General features: G+C 60.0%; 14 protein-coding genes and 1 pseudogene. 3 read left to right on the top strand and 12 right to left on the bottom strand.

The window, feature by feature from the left end; genetic code table 11:
- From ACC569_RS06815 to ACC569_RS06805, 3 genes and pseudogenes are all read right to left on the bottom strand, one after another.
- Positions 1–265, bottom strand: a pseudogene (locus tag ACC569_RS06815) (tRNA 2-thiouridine(34) synthase MnmA); the annotation flags it as partial.
- Between the two features lie 6 nt (positions 266–271).
- Positions 272–751 (bottom strand): NUDIX hydrolase, encoded by a 480-nt coding sequence (locus ACC569_RS06810; protein WP_372522752.1) that lies wholly within the window; start codon positions 749–751, stop codon positions 272–274.
- 12 nt (positions 752–763) lie between these two features.
- Positions 764–1,309, bottom strand: a complete 546-nt coding sequence (locus tag ACC569_RS06805; RefSeq protein WP_372522751.1) for a pseudouridine synthase — start codon at positions 1,307–1,309, stop codon at positions 764–766.
- 85 nt (positions 1,310–1,394) lie between these two features.
- Here ACC569_RS06805 and icd point away from each other — a divergent pair, with 85 nt between their 5' ends.
- Complete coding sequence (icd, locus tag ACC569_RS06800) at positions 1,395–2,648, top strand: NADP-dependent isocitrate dehydrogenase (RefSeq protein ID WP_372522750.1); 1,254 nt, start codon at positions 1,395–1,397, stop codon at positions 2,646–2,648.
- A 72-nt stretch (positions 2,649–2,720) separates the two neighbouring features.
- Here the strand turns inward: icd and ACC569_RS06795 are convergent, their stop codons facing one another.
- Entirely contained in the window at positions 2,721–2,930 is a 210-nt protein-coding gene (locus ACC569_RS06795) for a cold-shock protein (protein ID WP_372522749.1), read from the bottom strand.
- A gap of 299 nt (positions 2,931–3,229) precedes the next feature.
- Between ACC569_RS06795 and clpS the strand changes: the two genes are divergently transcribed.
- Positions 3,230–3,547 (top strand): ATP-dependent Clp protease adapter ClpS, encoded by a 318-nt coding sequence (clpS, locus tag ACC569_RS06790; protein WP_372522747.1) that lies wholly within the window; start codon positions 3,230–3,232, stop codon positions 3,545–3,547.
- Between the two features lie 82 nt (positions 3,548–3,629).
- The gene (gene clpA / locus ACC569_RS06785; RefSeq protein WP_372522746.1) at positions 3,630–5,891 is read left to right on the top strand and encodes an ATP-dependent Clp protease ATP-binding subunit ClpA; all 2,262 of its coding nucleotides are present in this window, start codon (positions 3,630–3,632) and stop codon (positions 5,889–5,891) included.
- An 88-nt stretch (positions 5,892–5,979) separates the two neighbouring features.
- On the opposite strand, the gene infA is transcribed toward clpA, so the two are convergent.
- From infA to ACC569_RS06745, 8 genes are all read right to left on the bottom strand, one after another.
- Positions 5,980–6,198, bottom strand: a complete 219-nt coding sequence (gene infA, locus ACC569_RS06780; protein ID WP_372522745.1) for a translation initiation factor IF-1 — start codon at positions 6,196–6,198, stop codon at positions 5,980–5,982.
- 267 nt (positions 6,199–6,465) lie between these two features.
- Positions 6,466–6,720 (bottom strand): hypothetical protein, encoded by a 255-nt coding sequence (locus ACC569_RS06775; RefSeq protein WP_372522744.1) that lies wholly within the window; start codon positions 6,718–6,720, stop codon positions 6,466–6,468.
- Positions 6,721–6,799: 79 nt separating this feature from the next.
- The gene (locus ACC569_RS06770; RefSeq protein ID WP_372522743.1) at positions 6,800–7,531 is read right to left on the bottom strand and encodes an arginyltransferase; all 732 of its coding nucleotides are present in this window, start codon (positions 7,529–7,531) and stop codon (positions 6,800–6,802) included.
- A 71-nt stretch (positions 7,532–7,602) separates the two neighbouring features.
- On the bottom strand, positions 7,603–8,307 hold the full coding sequence (gene aat, locus ACC569_RS06765) for a leucyl/phenylalanyl-tRNA--protein transferase (protein ID WP_372522742.1): 705 nt from the start codon (positions 8,305–8,307) through the stop codon (positions 7,603–7,605).
- A gap of 6 nt (positions 8,308–8,313) precedes the next feature.
- Positions 8,314–9,474: a GNAT family N-acetyltransferase gene (locus ACC569_RS06760; protein ID WP_372522741.1), complete on the bottom strand. Its 1,161-nt coding sequence runs from the start codon at positions 9,472–9,474 to the stop codon at positions 8,314–8,316.
- 47 nt (positions 9,475–9,521) lie between these two features.
- Positions 9,522–10,844: a TolC family outer membrane protein gene (locus ACC569_RS06755; protein WP_372522740.1), complete on the bottom strand. Its 1,323-nt coding sequence runs from the start codon at positions 10,842–10,844 to the stop codon at positions 9,522–9,524.
- Positions 10,841–13,912, bottom strand: coding sequence for an efflux RND transporter permease subunit (locus tag ACC569_RS06750; protein ID WP_372522739.1), 3,072 nt, complete (start codon positions 13,910–13,912; stop codon positions 10,841–10,843). Before ACC569_RS06750 ends, ACC569_RS06755 begins: the two co-directional genes overlap by 4 nt.
- The gene (locus ACC569_RS06745; protein ID WP_372522738.1) at positions 13,909–14,622 is read right to left on the bottom strand and encodes an efflux RND transporter periplasmic adaptor subunit; all 714 of its coding nucleotides are present in this window, start codon (positions 14,620–14,622) and stop codon (positions 13,909–13,911) included. The genes ACC569_RS06750 and ACC569_RS06745 overlap by 4 nt, the downstream gene beginning before the upstream one ends.
- Positions 14,623–14,625 lie beyond the last annotated feature (3 nt).

Here is a 14,625-nt window from a genome sequence, read left to right as displayed (position 1 = left end):
GTCCCGCCCGATACTCGGAAAGAAAATAGCTGAATACCCGCTCCCAGTATTCGGAGGAGAAATTGACGGTCCTTAGAGGAATGCCGATACGATCGCAGACCGCGCGCGCCATCTTGAGGTCCTCCTCCGCGCCGCAGCGCCCGGCAGCGTCGTCCTCTTCCCAGTTCTTCATGAACAGGCCGGTGACCTCGTGCCCCGCGCGTTTCAGCAGCAATGCCGCCACGGCGGAGTCCACGCCACCTGAAATACCGACGACGATCTTCATTTCAGTCTAACCGGCCTGAAGGGAGGAGGAGGTGGCGATGTGTCCCAGATCCTTGAGCAGATCGAGCGGGTAACGCTGTCCCGCCAGATAATCGTCGAGGCAGCGTTCGACCTGAGGACTGCGGTGTCGCGCGCGCTCGGTGCGGATTTCCTCCGGTGTCAGCCACAGCGCGCGCGCAATGCCATGATCGAGTGAACGCCCGGGTTCGTGACGCAAGACACGGCCGATGAAGGCAAAACGCAGGTAGGTCATCGATTTTGTCGGGTGCGGCCAGCGGTAGACGCCGAGCAACGCCTCCGGCAGAAAGTGCCAGGCGGTTTCCTCGAGGGTTTCACGCACCACCGCGTCCACCAGGCTTTCGCCTTCGTCGAGATGGCCGGCGGGCTGGTTGAGCACGAACCGGCCTTCGGCCTTTTCCTCGACCAGCAGGAATTTTCCGTCGCGCTCGACGATAGCGGCGACCACGACATTCGGCTTCCAGACCATGGATTAACCATATCAGACTTGGGGATCGGCTTCACGCCATTCACCGGGCGCAAGACCCTCCAAGGTATGGCGGCCGACAGCGTAACGCACGAGGCGCAGCGTGGGAAATCCCACGGTCGCGGTCATGCGCCGCACCTGGCGGTTGCGGCCTTCCGTGATCACGATTTCAAGCCACGACGTCGGAATGGACTGGCGGAACCGGATCGGCGGATGACGCGGCCAGAGTGCAGGCTCGGGGATGCGCCGCGTCTCGGCCGGCTGAGTTCGTTGGCCATCGAGAATCATGCCGTGGCGCAATCGTTCCAACGATTTTTCATCCGGTTCGCCTTCCACCTGAGCCCAGTACTTCTTGGGCAGCTTGAAACGCGGATCGGACAGGCGTTGTTGCAACTTGCCGTCGTCGGTGAGCAGCAGCAGTCCCTCGCTGTCCCGGTCGAGCCGCCCGGCCGGATAGACGCCCGGCATCTTTATATAGGAGGCCAGAGTTTCGCGTCCGTCGGCGTCGGTGAATTGCGTCAGCACGCCATAAGGTTTATTGAAGAGGATCAGTCGGGACATGGGCTTAGTGTACAGCGTTGCCCTTGACTGCCGCATTGGGCGGTGTCTGATGATAGAATGCGCGGCAATTTTATCGGAGCGGAACATGGCTTTCACCCACATTAAAGTACCCGCCGGCGAAAAGATAACAGTCAACGCCGATTACTCGCTCAATGTCCCGAATAATCCCATCATCCCTTTTATCGAGGGCGACGGCACCGGTCGAGACATTACTCCGGTGATGCGCAAGGTGGTGGACGCCGCTGTCGCCAACGCCTATGGCGGCAAGCGTTGCATCGCGTGGATGGAGGTGTTTGCGGGTGAAAAGGCGGTGGCCACTTACGGGAACGATGCCTGGCTGCCGGATGAAACCCTGCGCGCGGTCAAGGACTACGTCGTCTCGATCAAAGGCCCGCTCACGACGCCGGTGGGCGGCGGCATCCGCTCGCTCAACGTGACGCTGCGGCAGGAACTTGATCTCTACGTGTGCCTGCGACCGGTGCGGTATTTCAAGGGCGTGCCGAGTCCGGTGAAGCAGCCGGAGAAGGTCGACATGGTGATCTTCCGCGAGAACTCCGAGGATATCTACGCCGGCATCGAGTGGTCGTCCGGTTCGCTCGAGGCACGAAAGGTCATCGACTTCCTGCGGCGCGAAATGGGCGTGAAAAAAATCCGCTTTCCGGAAACTTCCGCGATCGGCATCAAACCGGTATCACGCGAAGGCACGGAACGTCTGGTGCGCCGCGCGATTCAGTATGCCGTCGCGAACGACCGTCCCTCGGTGACCCTGGTGCATAAGGGCAACATCATGAAATTCACCGAAGGCGGGTTCAAAAGCTGGGGCTATGATCTGGCCGCACGCGAGTTCGGCGCGCAGCTCATCGACCAGGGCCCGTGGATGCGTCTGAAAAACCCGAAGACCGGGACAGAGATCGTGATCAAGGATGTGATCGCGGACGCCTTCCTGCAACAAATCCTGCTGCGGCCTGAAGAGTACAGCGTGATCGCCACGCTCAATCTGAACGGCGACTACATCTCCGATGCATTGGCGGCGCAGGTCGGCGGCATTGGCATCGCCCCGGGCGCGAACCTCTCCGACACCGTCGCCATGTTCGAGGCCACGCACGGCACCGCGCCCAAGTACGCCGGCAAGGACATGGTCAATCCCGGGTCGCTGATTCTGTCGGCGGAGATGATGCTGCGCTATCTCGGGTGGGTCGAGGCGGCCGACGGTATTCTGCGGGGCATGGAGGGTGCGATTACCGCCGGTACTGTGACCTACGATTTTGCCCGGTTGATGCCGGGCGCGACCCAGGTCAGCTGTTCCGGATTCGGCGAGGCCATTATTCGCCACCTGTAGGAATGCCTGCGTCAAAAAAAGAAGACCCGGCGATGCCGGGTTCATAAAAAATTTCTGCGGAAATGACGTCGACTACTTGGGAAGAGAGCGTATATGGGAAGCCTGGGGGCCCTTGGGACCTTCCTGGACTTCAAACTCGACCTGCTGACCCTCTTTCAGGGTCTTGTACCCTTCCATTTCAATGGCGGAATAATGCGCGAAGACATCATCGCCGCCGTCGCTGGGCGTAATAAAGCCGTACCCTTTGCTTGCGTTAAACCACTTCACGGTCCCTAGTGGCATACATCCCCCTCCTGCCGCGGCGGAACGCCGCTATCTTTCAGATTTCTGATAACCGCACCCTCACCCACACCGGCGCAAAGGTGTAGCCTGGATCATCATCCTTCTCTTTTTATAGGCATGTCAAGCAAGGAACCGGCGGTGTCTGCCATGCCAGCCGCCAGCGGGTAAATCGGCAAACGAGGCCAATAATTCATGCCACAACCGCTGGGGTTGAATTTTCGGACATGGGTCGCACAATGTACCTGTTGCCACGGGTTCTAAATCAGGCCGCCCGGGAATATTGGTGTAATCTATAGATTATGAGCGATAAGCCCCAGCACTATCTCGACGGTCCCATCGTTCAGGAAGCAAAGCCCAAGCTCCAGAAGCCGCAGCTTTACAAAGTCATCCTGCTGAACGACGACTATACTCCTATGGAGTTCGTGGTGATCATTTTGGAACGTTTTTTCTCCAAGAACCGCGAGGATGCAACCCGCATCATGTTGCATGTGCACCAGAAAGGAATCGGGATTTGCGGGATTTATACCCGGGAAATTGCGGAAACCAAGGTGCGGCAGGTGCTGAATTACGCTCAGGAGCAACAGCACCCGTTGCAGTGCACCTTGGAGCCTGAATAAGGTCTATAAATTAGAAATAGGGGATGTCAGTTTCAATAGGGAAGACTTGAGTTAATGGGCTTTATGGCCCGGAGGCAATGGCATGTTGTCGCAGGAGCTAGAGTTCTCGCTGAACAGTGCGTTCCAGAACGCGCGCGAAAAGCGCCACGAGTTCATTACCGTGGAGCACCTGCTGGCCGCGTTGCTCGACAATCCATCGGCCGCGCGCGTGCTGCGCGCCTGCGGCGGCAACATCGAGGATCTGCGTCGCAGTCTCAATTCCTTCCTGGAAGAGAATGTTCCCAAGCTCGCCCCGGGCAGCAAGATCGACACCCAGCCGACCATCGGCTTCCAGCGCGTCATCCAGCGCGCGGTGCTGCACGTCCAGGGCGTGGGCAAGAAGGAAGTCACCGGCGCCAATGTCCTGATCGCTATTTTCGGCGAAAAGGAATCGCACGCGGTTTATTTCCTGCACAAACAGAACATCAGCCGTTTCGACGTGGTGAATTACGTTTCCCACGGCATCTCGAAAGTGCCGGGCGAAACTCAGAATGAGTTACCGGCGCAGGAAGAGAGCGAAGAGAGTGCCGCCACTGAGAAGAGTCCGCTCGATGTGTTCTGCGTCAACCTCAACGAACAGGCGCGGTTGGGCAAGATCGACCCATTGATCGGGCGCGACCACGAGGTGGAACGCACCATTCAGGTGCTGTGCCGCCGGCGCAAGAACAACCCATTGTTCGTGGGCGAGGCCGGCGTGGGCAAGACCGCGATTGCCGAGGGACTGGCGAAGAAGATCGTCGACGCTGAAGTACCCGAGGTGCTGGCACACAGCACCATCTATGCCCTCGACATGGGTTCGCTGCTCGCCGGCACCAAGTACCGCGGCGATTTCGAAAAACGCCTGAAGGCGGTGCTGCAACAACTCAAGAAACAGGAGAATGCGGTCCTGTTCATTGACGAGATCCACACGATTATCGGCGCGGGAGCCGCCTCGGGCGGCGCCATGGATGCCTCGAACTTGTTGAAGCCGGTGCTTGCTTCGGGCGACCTGAAGTGCATCGGGTCGACCACGTATCAGGAATACCGCAACATCTTCGAGAAGGACCGCGCGCTGTCACGCCGTTTCCAGAAGATCGATGTCGCCGAACCTTCGGTGGAAGAGACGGTGGAAATCCTGCGCGGCCTGAAGAACCGCTTCGAGAACCACCACGGCGTGCGCTATACATTGCAGGCGCTGCGCAGCGCAGTCGAGCTGGCGCATCGTTACATCAATGACCGGCATTTGCCGGACAAGGCCATCGACGTGATCGACGAGGCCGGCGCGAGCCAGCATCTGCTGCCGCCGAGCCGCCGCAAGAAGACCATCGGCGTGCATGACATCGAGGATATCGTCGCCAAGATCGCGCGTATCCCACCCAAGACCGTTTCCACTTCGGACCGCGAAGCGCTGAAAACGCTCGAGCGTGACCTCAAGATGGTGGTGTTCGGCCAGGATGAGGCGATCGGAGCGCTGGCGACCGCGATCAAGATGTCGCGTTCCGGCCTCGGCCATCCGGAAAAACCCGTCGGTTCCTATTTATTTGCAGGTCCCACGGGCGTCGGCAAGACCGAGGTTACGCGCCAGCTGGCGCGCATCATGGGGCTAGAACTCATCCGCTTCGACATGTCGGAATACATGGAGCGGCACACGGTTTCGCGCTTGATCGGCGCGCCGCCCGGCTACGTCGGATTCGACCAGGGCGGCCTGCTCACCGAGGAGATCGTCAAGCATCCGCATTCCGTGCTGCTGCTCGACGAGATCGAGAAGGCGCATCCGGACGTGTTCAACCTGCTGCTGCAGGTGATGGACCATGGGACGCTCACGGACAACAACGGACGCAAGGCCGACTTCCGCAACGTGATCCTGGTGATGACCACCAACGCGGGAGCGGATCGCCTGAGCCGCTCGAGCATTGGATTTACCAAACAGGACCACGCCGGTGATGAACTGCAGGAAATCAAGCGCCTGTTCAGTCCCGAGTTCCGCAACCGCATGGACGCGACGATTCAGTTCAAACCGCTGGACGAGACGACCATCGCGCACGTGGTGGACAAGTTCATCCTCGAGCTCGAAGCCCAGCTGGCGGACAAGCACGTCACCATCGAGCTGGACAATGCCGCGCGTGCCTGGCTGGCCCAGCGCGGTTACGACCCGACCATGGGCGCGCGGCCGATGGCGCGCCTGATCCAGGAACAGGTCAAGAAACCGCTGGCCAACGAGCTGCTATTCGGCAGCCTGGCTTCTGGCGGACACGTCAAAGTCACGGCTCGCGACGAAGACTTGGCGTTCGATTTCGTTCCCGCCGTTGACAAGACCCCGGCCTGATCCGGCTTCCGCGGATATAAACGTCGCGCTGACGCCTACACGTCAGCGCGACGTTTTAGTTTGATCGAGTCTGAAAAGAGGCTGACGGTCAGCGGGCGCGGAAGGTGATCCGGCCCTTGGTGAGATCGTAAGGAGTGAGTTGCACCGTGACGCGGTCACCGGTCAGGATGCGGATATAGTTCTTGCGCATCTTGCCGGAAATATGGGCCGTCACGACATGTCCGTTGTCGAGCTTGACCCGAAACAAGGTATTGGGAAGGGTTTCGGTAATGGTCCCTTCCATCTCGATATGCTCTTCTTTCGCCACGCGAAGCCCTATGCGGTTATTGCGGCGGCATCAATCCATCTGAACGCAGATCCCGATAAACAGGGTCGTGCCTTGAGCATGATTAAGATGCCTTGCCGCCGCAATAATAGGCAATCTTAAAAGAGGTTTAATTATTGATCCGGCGCCACGAAAACCAATGCAAGCCATTCGCGCCGGATCGATAATTGGCGGCGTATAATGCCGCAGTCCCGAGTGGGCGTAAAGCAGTATGATGCCGCCCCGGCCGGGCGGTCGGAGGACGATGATTTAGAGGATGCGTTCCCGCTCGCGGCCGAGGTGCGCGCCGACGTTGATCGGAAGCCAGGCGACGTATGGATGCACCGCCTCCGAGCTGATGACGACCTGCATCATCAGAAACCGGGAAACCTCTTCCTGGCTTTTCATCTCCGGGAGGCACTCCAGCAGTTTCTGGTAATGCCACTGGTTCACGTAGAGCAGGTTCGGATGCAGCCCGTGTTCGCGGTGATAGTTTTCGACGAGCCGGTACAGAAAGCTGAGCATGATGTTACACCCCTACCGGATGGACCGGTGACTACCTCCCTTCATAATCTGCAATGGACGTGCCAGGGAAGGCGAGGGGTTACGGCCTTGATCCGATGGGGCTGTCCTGCTGAATCCAGTGGCCGTTGTGGAAAATCTCCAGCGGGCGGTAATTGCCCTTGTAGGCCATTTTCGAGCATTCCTTGATCCAGTAGCCCAGATAAAGCCACGGCAGGTGACGTTCCGCGGCTTGCGCCACCTGCCACAACACCGCATACACGCCGAGCGAGCGGCGCTTTTCATCCGGATCGAAGAAGGTATAGACCGCCGAAAGCCCGTCCGGAAGGATGTCGGTGATTGCCACCCCCAGGAGCTTGTTCTGGAGCCGGATTTCGTAGAAAACGGAATGGATATGCTGTGAGGCGAGAAAATTGATGTACTTCTTGGGGTCGGGGTCGTCCATGCCGCCACCTGGATGGCGCGCGGCCTGATAGCGCTTATACAGGTCAAAATGTTCCGGGCTGTAGAGCGGAGGGCGCGCGATGACTGACAAATCTTGGTTGCGTTTCCAGATGCGGCTTTGCCCACGATCGGGACGAAAACGCTCTACGGGGATGCGTACCGGGATGCAGGCATTGCACTCGCGGCAATGCGGCCGGTAGACGAGGTCACCGCTGCGCCGGAAGCCGAGCCGCATGAAACCCGCGTACTGGCGGCTGTCGAGCGGCTGGCGCGGATCGAGGAAAAGCGATGTCGCGGTGCGACCCGGCAGGTAGCTGCACGGATGCGGCATCGAAAGAAATATTTCCGGCGGTTTCAGGTGACTCGTCATGCCATTCTCGAATGGACAGGAGTGAAACGGAATTTACAGGATAAACCCAGAAATGGTCCTTGTGAATCCTTTTACACCGTCAAATCAGGTTCAAAGCGCCAGCGGCCCGGGCGGTCGGGTTGTTTGAGCGCTTGTTCCAGCCGCGTCATGAAATCGTGGCGGCGGATTTCCTCCGCGCCCAGACTGAAAAGATGTGTCGAGGAAATCTGGCAATCGATGAACGCATAGCCCCAGCGTTCAAGCTGTCTTACCAGGTGCACGAACGCCACCTTGGAGGCGTCGGTTTCGCGGTTGAACATGGATTCACCGAAGAAGGCGCTACCCATGGCGACGCCGTACAGACCGCCGACCAGTTTTCCCTCGCGCCAGGACTCGACGGAATGGGCCAGCCCCCGGTCGTGCAGCACACCATAGGCCTCGATCATCTCCGGCGTGATCCATGTGCCACCGGCTGGATTCCCGGGCCGTGGTAGCGCGCAATGCTGCATGACATCGCGGAAGGCAGTGTCGAGGACGACGTCGAATTTTTTCCGGCGCAGTGTCTTGCGCAGACTGCGCGCGACCTTCAGCCTCGATGGAAACAGCACGGCGCGCGGGTCCGGCGACCACCACAGGATCGGCTGGCCCGGGTTGTACCAGGGAAAGATCCCGTGACGATAGGCTTCGAGCAGGCGTTCGGCGCGCAGATCGCCGCCCACGGCCAGCAGGCCCTCGGGCGAGGCCAGCTCCACCGGCGGGAAGCGCAGATCGGCTGCATCGGGCTTCAGGACGAACATGGCGTGCTATTTCTCCGCCGTCAGTGCTTTTTTGAAAGGCGCACGTTCATTGAGTTCGTTCACGTAGGCATGCACATCGAGGCGCTCGCGCGCCAGATAGTCTGCGACGGCGCGGCTGAACCGCGGATGCACGAGGCGGTGCGCCGAGCGCGTGACCACGGGCGTGAAACCGCGCGCCAGCTTGTGTTCACCTTGGGCGCCGGCCTCGAAACGGCTGAGTCCTTGCGCGATGCAGTATTCGATCGCGGTGTAATAGCAGGTTTCGAAATGCAGGCTGTGGAACTCTCCACGGCTGCCCCAGTAGCGGCCGTAGAGCGTGTCGGTTCCGCGCAGATTCAACGCGCCCGCCACGTAGTCCGTGCCGTGGCGCGCGAACACGAGCACGATGTGGTCACGCATCGTTTCGCCCAGCCTGTGAAAAAACTCTCGCGAGAGATAGGGCATCGCGCCATGGGCAAGGATGGTGGAATGATAGAACTCATGGAAAACATTCCAGTGCGACGGTTCGATCGTAGTACCCGTACGTATTTCCATCGTAATATCCGCTTCTTGCACATGGCGGCGTTCACGCCTGATTTTCTTGCGCTTCTGCGCCGTGAAGGTCGACAGGAAATCCTCGAAATCGCGGTAGCCGGGGTTGCTCCAATGGAACTGGCATCCGGTGCGCAGCAGATGGCCTTCCGTCTCGAGCCGTTGCGCGTCTTCCGGCGTGACAAACAACCAGTGCAGGGAAGATGCCTGGTGTTCGCGCATGAGTTCCAGGGCACTGTCGACGAGGTGTTTTTTTATCGTCGTGGATTCAGCGCCGGCAATACTCAACAGCCGCGGCCCCGTGACGGGCGTGAACGGTATGCCGGCAACCAGTTTGGGATAGTAACGCAGGCCGGCCTGCTCATAGGCGTTGGCCCAGGCCCAATCGAACACATATTCCCCGTAAGAATGGTTTTTCAGATACAGCGGCAGGGCACCGACAAGATCGCCTGTCGACGACGCATCGCGATGCACGATCAGATGCTGCGGTTGCCAGCCGGTTTTGGCGCTGACGCAGCCGGTGGATTCCAAGGCCGACAGAAATTCGTGGCGCAGAAACGGATTGGATCCATCTACAAGCGCATTCCAGCCCGAAGCGGGAATTTTTTCCAAGCTGTCTACGACACTGACATGCATGCTTTCATTCTAAACGCGTGGGGCCGAGACATGCACGGCGTAAGCGATCAACCCGATGATTTGTGGGCCAACAAACGATTAATGCCTTCCAGGTCCTGTTCCTGGAGCGTGCCGGCCGCGGCCTTCAGGAACAGGCGGCTGATCAGGTAATCGTAGCGCGCCTGGGACAGACTCAGCCGGGTGCGGAACAGCTCGCGCTGGGCATTGAGCACGTCCACTCCGGTGCGCACGCCGCGCTCGTAGCCGATCACGGTGGATTCGAGTGCGCGCTCGTTCGAGATCCGCGCCTGTTCCAGTGCCTGCACGCGCGCCACGCCGTTGATGACGGCGAGATAGGATTCGCGCACTTGCTGCGCCACCTGCCGCCGCGTCTGATCCAGGCGTTGACTGGCCACTTCCAGTTGCGCCACGGATTCGCGCACCTTGGATGAGATGCCGCCGCCCTGATACAACGGCATCTGGAACTGCAGCCCGATCTGGTTTGTGGTGGATTCGATCGCGAAGCCTAGCACGCTGCCGCCGGCATCGGAGTAGGCCCGCGAGGCGACCAGGTCGAGCGTGGGCAGATGTCCACCGCGGCTTTTCTCGACTTCCTGCCGCGCGATTTCGACCGCTTCCCGTTGCGACTTGATGCGCTGGTTTGCATTGACGGAGGTTTCCACCCATTGATTCATATCCGCCGGTTCGGGCGCTTGCAGTTCGAGTTTTGTGTCGAGCCGCGCCAGTGTGCCGGGTTCGTTACCGGTCAACATCCGCAAGGCCTCCTTTTTGACCTCGAGGAAGTTGGCGGCCGTGATCTGTTGCGCCGCGGCGATGTCGTAGCGTGCCTGCGCCTCGTGCACGTCCACGAGCGTGGCGTTACCCACGGCGAAATTGCGCTTGGCCAGCGACAGCTGTTTGCTTATCGATTCTTTTTCCGAGATGACGAAGTCGAGCGCATCCTGGGCGGCGAGCACGTCGAAATAGGCCTGACTGGCACGCAGGATCAGATCCTGCCGCGCCAGCTCCAGTTCGAATTCCGACTGACTGGCCCCGGCGAGTCCCTGGGCGTAGCTGGCGGAGTTCTGTTTGCTATACAACGGCTGGGTGAGCTGAATGGCATAGGTATCGGTGCTGTAGTGATAAATATTGCTCCCGCTCGGTATGGTGACCTGCTGGTCGCTTCCCGACCTGGAGGCAGAAAGCCCCAGCGTCGGCAACAGCAGCGCACGCCCCTGGGGCGCCTTTTCGATGCCGGCCTGATATCCCGCCTGCGCCGCCAGCCAGGCCGGGTCGCTGGTTTTCGCCTGGCGATAGAGGTCGAGCAGGTCGCCGCCCGCGGCCGGGACGCTGAACACGAAAAAAATGCCGAGAGAAATCCAGCGCTTCATGTGCTTGCTCCCTTGGCGTCCGCGCGGTGCGTGCGCCAATTTTCCACCAGTGAGTACACCGCCGGCACCACGACCAGGGTGAGCAGGGTGGAAGAGATCATGCCGCCCACCACCACCAGCGCCAGCGGACGGTTGCTCTCTACGCCGGGTCCGAGTCCGATCACCGCCGGGGTCATGGCGGCGATGACCGTGAGCGAGGTGATCAGCACCGGCCGCATCCGGTGGGGGCAGGCCTCGCTCAGGGCGTCATCGACACTCTTGCCCTGCGCGCGGTACTGATTGGTGAGATCGACCAGCAGAATTGAGTTTTTGGCGACCAGGCCCATCAGCAGAATCATGCCGATCATGGAGAAAATATTGAGCGTGGCTTCGGTCCAGAACGACGCTATCCACAGCGCCGCGACGCCGCCGATGATGGCGAGCGGCTGCGCCATCATGACCACGAGCGGCTGGAGCAATGAATTGAACTGGCTGGCCAGCACCATGTAAATCATGATGAGCGCCATCCCGAAAGCGAACAACACGTAGCCGCCGGTCTTGGCGAATTCCTCCGCCTGGCCGGTGAAGGCGATGGAGTAGCCCGCGGGCAGAATCTCGCCGCCGATTTTCCTGACCGCGTCCGTCGCGGCGCCGAGCGGCAGGGTCTCTAGGCTGCCGTAGATGAAACCGGCGTACTGGCGGTCGCGCCGCGTGATGACGGCCGGGCCGAGTCCTTCTTCGAGCTTGACGAGCGTGTCCATCCGCACCAGGTCGCCGAGCTTGTTTTTCACGTACAGGCGCTTGAGGTCGCTGGCACTGACGCGCTGGCTGGATTCCGTTTGCAGGCGGATTTTGTAGCGCTGGCTCTGATCCTTGAACTCGGCGATATCCACGCCGCCGGTCATGGCGTTCAGTGTCAGGGCCACGTCCTGGGCGCTGATGCCCAGTTGCGCGGCGCGCTCGCGGTCGATGGTCAGATTGATCTGCGGTAGATCGAGTTTCAGATCCTTGTCGACCTTGGCCATGCCCTGGATGTTTCCCAGCCGCGTCACCATCTCGTCCGACAACCGGTCGATTTTTTGCAGGTCGGGACCGCGGATGGCGAACTGCAGCGGCTCGCTGCGCTGACCGCCGATGAAACTCAAGGGCGCGATAAACGCCTGTATGCCGGGGATTTGATTGATCTCCCGCCGCAGCTGCCCCATGATTTCCTGCTGGCTGAGTTTGCGCCGCGTCTTTTCCTGCAGACGCACGAGCATGTCGCCGGCGTTCACTTGGCCGATATCACCAAGGCCGATAGTCACGAAGTAACTGTAGACATCTGCGCGCTTGGCCAGAATGGCCTCGACCTGAGAAATTATGCCGGAGGTGTAGTCGAGATTGGAGCCGAGCGGCGTGTGTACGCTGATGACGAAACGCGATTCATCTTCTTCAGGCACGAATGTCTTGCCGACCTGTGCAAAGAAAAAGGCGCTGGACAGCACCACGAGGGAGGCCAAGCCTATGACCTTCCAGCGGTTCGCAATCGTCAGCTGCAACAATTTACGGTAGGTGTTTTCCAGTCCGACGTAAGTCCCTTCCAGCGCTTTGTAGAGCCGTCCATTGTGGTCGGGTAGCGTCAGGAAGCGCGAGCTGAGCATGGGTGTGAGCGTGAGCGATACCCACAGTGAGGCCAGCACGCCGGTGGTGACAACCAGTGCAAACGAGCTCAGGAAGCGCCCGAGAATGCCGCTGATGAACGCGACCGGGAGGAAGATCGACACCAGCGTCAGCGTCGAGGCCAGCACGGCGAATATCACCTGATCGGAACCGCGTATCGCCGCTTTCACCACCGCTTCATGGTCCTCCTCGCGATGACGGAAGATGTTTTCGAGCACCACGATAGCGTCGTCGACGACCACGCCAATCAGCAGTAACAATCCAAGCATGGTGACCTTGTTCAGGGTGTAGTCGGCAAAGTACATCACCGCGAATGTCGCCAACAGCGAGACCGGGATGGCGGTGGCGACGATGAGGGTTGAGCGTCCGCTCTTGAGAAACAGAAACACCATGATCGCCGCGAATAGCGTGCCCAGCAGCAGATGTTCCTGCAGCGCCTCGATGGATTGGCGGATACTGACGGAATCGTCGGAGGAGTAACGTATCGACAGACCCGGCGGCAATGTCGGGATGATTTCCTTCTCGACGCGCTGTTTGACGGCGTCCACCACCGCCACGGTATTGGCACCGCTGGTCTTGACCACGCCCAGGCCCACGGCCGGTTTACCGTTGTAGCGGGCGAGTTTGCGCGGGTCTTCCAGGCCGTCTTCGAGCCGCGCCACATCTTTGAGATAAACCGGCGAGCCCTGACGGTAGGCGACCACGAGTTTGTTCATGGCCTTGACGGTTTCGAACTCGGCGTCGAATTTGATCAGCAGTTCACGGCTTTGCCCGCCGAGAAATCCGCCCGGCAGCGATATATGCTCGCGCACGAAGGCATTGCGCACCTCGAGGGGCGAGAGATTGAAGGCGTGCAGGCGTTCGTTATCGAGCCAAATGCGGATGGTACGTTTGATCTGCCCGCCGATGACCACGTCACCGACACCGCTGATGGTCTCGAGCCGCGGCTTGATGATCTCTTCAGCGTAGGTGTTGAGCTGCTGCACGGTACGGTCGCCCTGCAGCGCCAGCCAGATGACGGCCGAGGCGCCCACCTCGACCTTGCGCACCACCGGCGGGTCGGAATCGTCCGGCAGTCGCTTGACCACCGTGTCCACCTTGGACTTGACCTCCTGGTAGGCGACATCGAGATTCTTGTCGAGATCGAACTCGACGCCGACCACCGACGCACCCAGCGCCGAGCTCGACATGATCGATTTGACCCCGGGCACCTGGCTGCACGCTTCTTCGATAATGTCGGTGATATTCTTGTCAACGATATCCGGATCGGCGCCTTTCATGGTCGTGGTGACCGTCACCGCGGGGAAATCGATTTTGGGGAAGCGGTCGAGACCAAGGCGGGAGAAGCCGATAATGCCGAACAGGACCAGCACCAGGCTCACCATCAGGGTGAACACATGGCGCTTGATCGAAAATTCAGGCAGCGTCATGAGCCGGGTGCCGATGGCGTGCCGGAGGTCGCCGGTGTGGCGGCGCGCACGCTGACCTTGGCGCCGTCGCTCAACAAGGCGGCGCCGTCGACGGCGACGATCCACCCCGGCTGGATGCCCTCGAGAATTTCGATCATGCCGTCACGCTGGATTCCAGTTTTTACCGGATGCGCGTGCGCCACATTATCCGAGATAACATAAATCACGGAACCCGCGGGACGCAGTACGATGGACTGTTCCGGCACGACCGGCATGTTGCGATGTATCTCAAGCGAAACTTCCCCGCGCACGCTGCCGGCCGGCCGCCAGCCACCGGGGTTCTTCACCTCGGCGATCACCTCGACGGTCTGGGTCATGGTGCTGAGCGCGGGGCGGATTTCACGTATGACGCCGATCGTCTTTTTACCATCCTCGAAATTGGTCAGGGTGACAGACTCACCGATCTTCAGGCGCCGCACGATGTCCAGCGGAAACGGCAGACGGATATAAAAGCGGCGCGCGAGATCGCGGGTCGGGTCGTAGGTATCCGCCTGGCTGACCCAGGTTTCTGAGCCGACGGCACTTTCCGTCAGTGGCAGATCGCGCGCGACGACTTGTGTCGTCGTGACGTTGGCAATATTTTCCGGCGGTTTCTGTTCTTCCTTTTTCCCGCAACCAAAAACGATGATGGCGAACACAAGCAGAACGATCCAAAGGGATGAGCGGCTCATGGA

This window comes from Sulfuricaulis sp. (genome assembly GCF_041499725.1).
Lineage (GTDB): Bacteria > Pseudomonadota > Gammaproteobacteria > Acidiferrobacterales > Sulfurifustaceae > Sulfuricaulis.
Note: the sequence above shows the minus strand (reverse complement) of the source record. Positions and strands in the feature narration are given on the sequence as shown.

Bases quoted from the DNA above. Each gene is read 5' to 3' on its own strand.
- aat (WP_372522742.1), bottom strand. From the start codon at position 8,307: ATGTTCGTCCTGAAGCCCGATGCAGCCGATCTGCGCTTCCCGCCGGTG.
- ACC569_RS06745 (WP_372522738.1), bottom strand. From the start codon at position 14,622: ATGAGCCGCTCATCCCTTTGGATCGTTCTGCTTGTGTTCGCCATCATC.
- ACC569_RS06755 (WP_372522740.1), bottom strand. From the start codon at position 10,844: ATGAAGCGCTGGATTTCTCTCGGCATTTTTTTCGTGTTCAGCGTCCCG.
- ACC569_RS06810 (WP_372522752.1), bottom strand. From the start codon at position 751: ATGGTCTGGAAGCCGAATGTCGTGGTCGCCGCTATCGTCGAGCGCGAC.
- ACC569_RS06750 (WP_372522739.1), bottom strand. From the start codon at position 13,912: ATGACGCTGCCTGAATTTTCGATCAAGCGCCATGTGTTCACCCTGATG.
- ACC569_RS06770 (WP_372522743.1), bottom strand. From the start codon at position 7,531: ATGACGAGTCACCTGAAACCGCCGGAAATATTTCTTTCGATGCCGCAT.
- ACC569_RS06795 (WP_372522749.1), bottom strand. From the start codon at position 2,930: ATGCCACTAGGGACCGTGAAGTGGTTTAACGCAAGCAAAGGGTACGGC.
- ACC569_RS06775 (WP_372522744.1), bottom strand. From the start codon at position 6,720: ATGCTCAGCTTTCTGTACCGGCTCGTCGAAAACTATCACCGCGAACAC.
- icd (WP_372522750.1), top strand. From the start codon at position 1,395: ATGGCTTTCACCCACATTAAAGTACCCGCCGGCGAAAAGATAACAGTC.
- ACC569_RS06805 (WP_372522751.1), bottom strand. From the start codon at position 1,309: ATGTCCCGACTGATCCTCTTCAATAAACCTTATGGCGTGCTGACGCAA.
- ACC569_RS06760 (WP_372522741.1), bottom strand. From the start codon at position 9,474: ATGCATGTCAGTGTCGTAGACAGCTTGGAAAAAATTCCCGCTTCGGGC.
- clpA (WP_372522746.1), top strand. From the start codon at position 3,630: ATGTTGTCGCAGGAGCTAGAGTTCTCGCTGAACAGTGCGTTCCAGAAC.
- clpS (WP_372522747.1), top strand. From the start codon at position 3,230: ATGAGCGATAAGCCCCAGCACTATCTCGACGGTCCCATCGTTCAGGAA.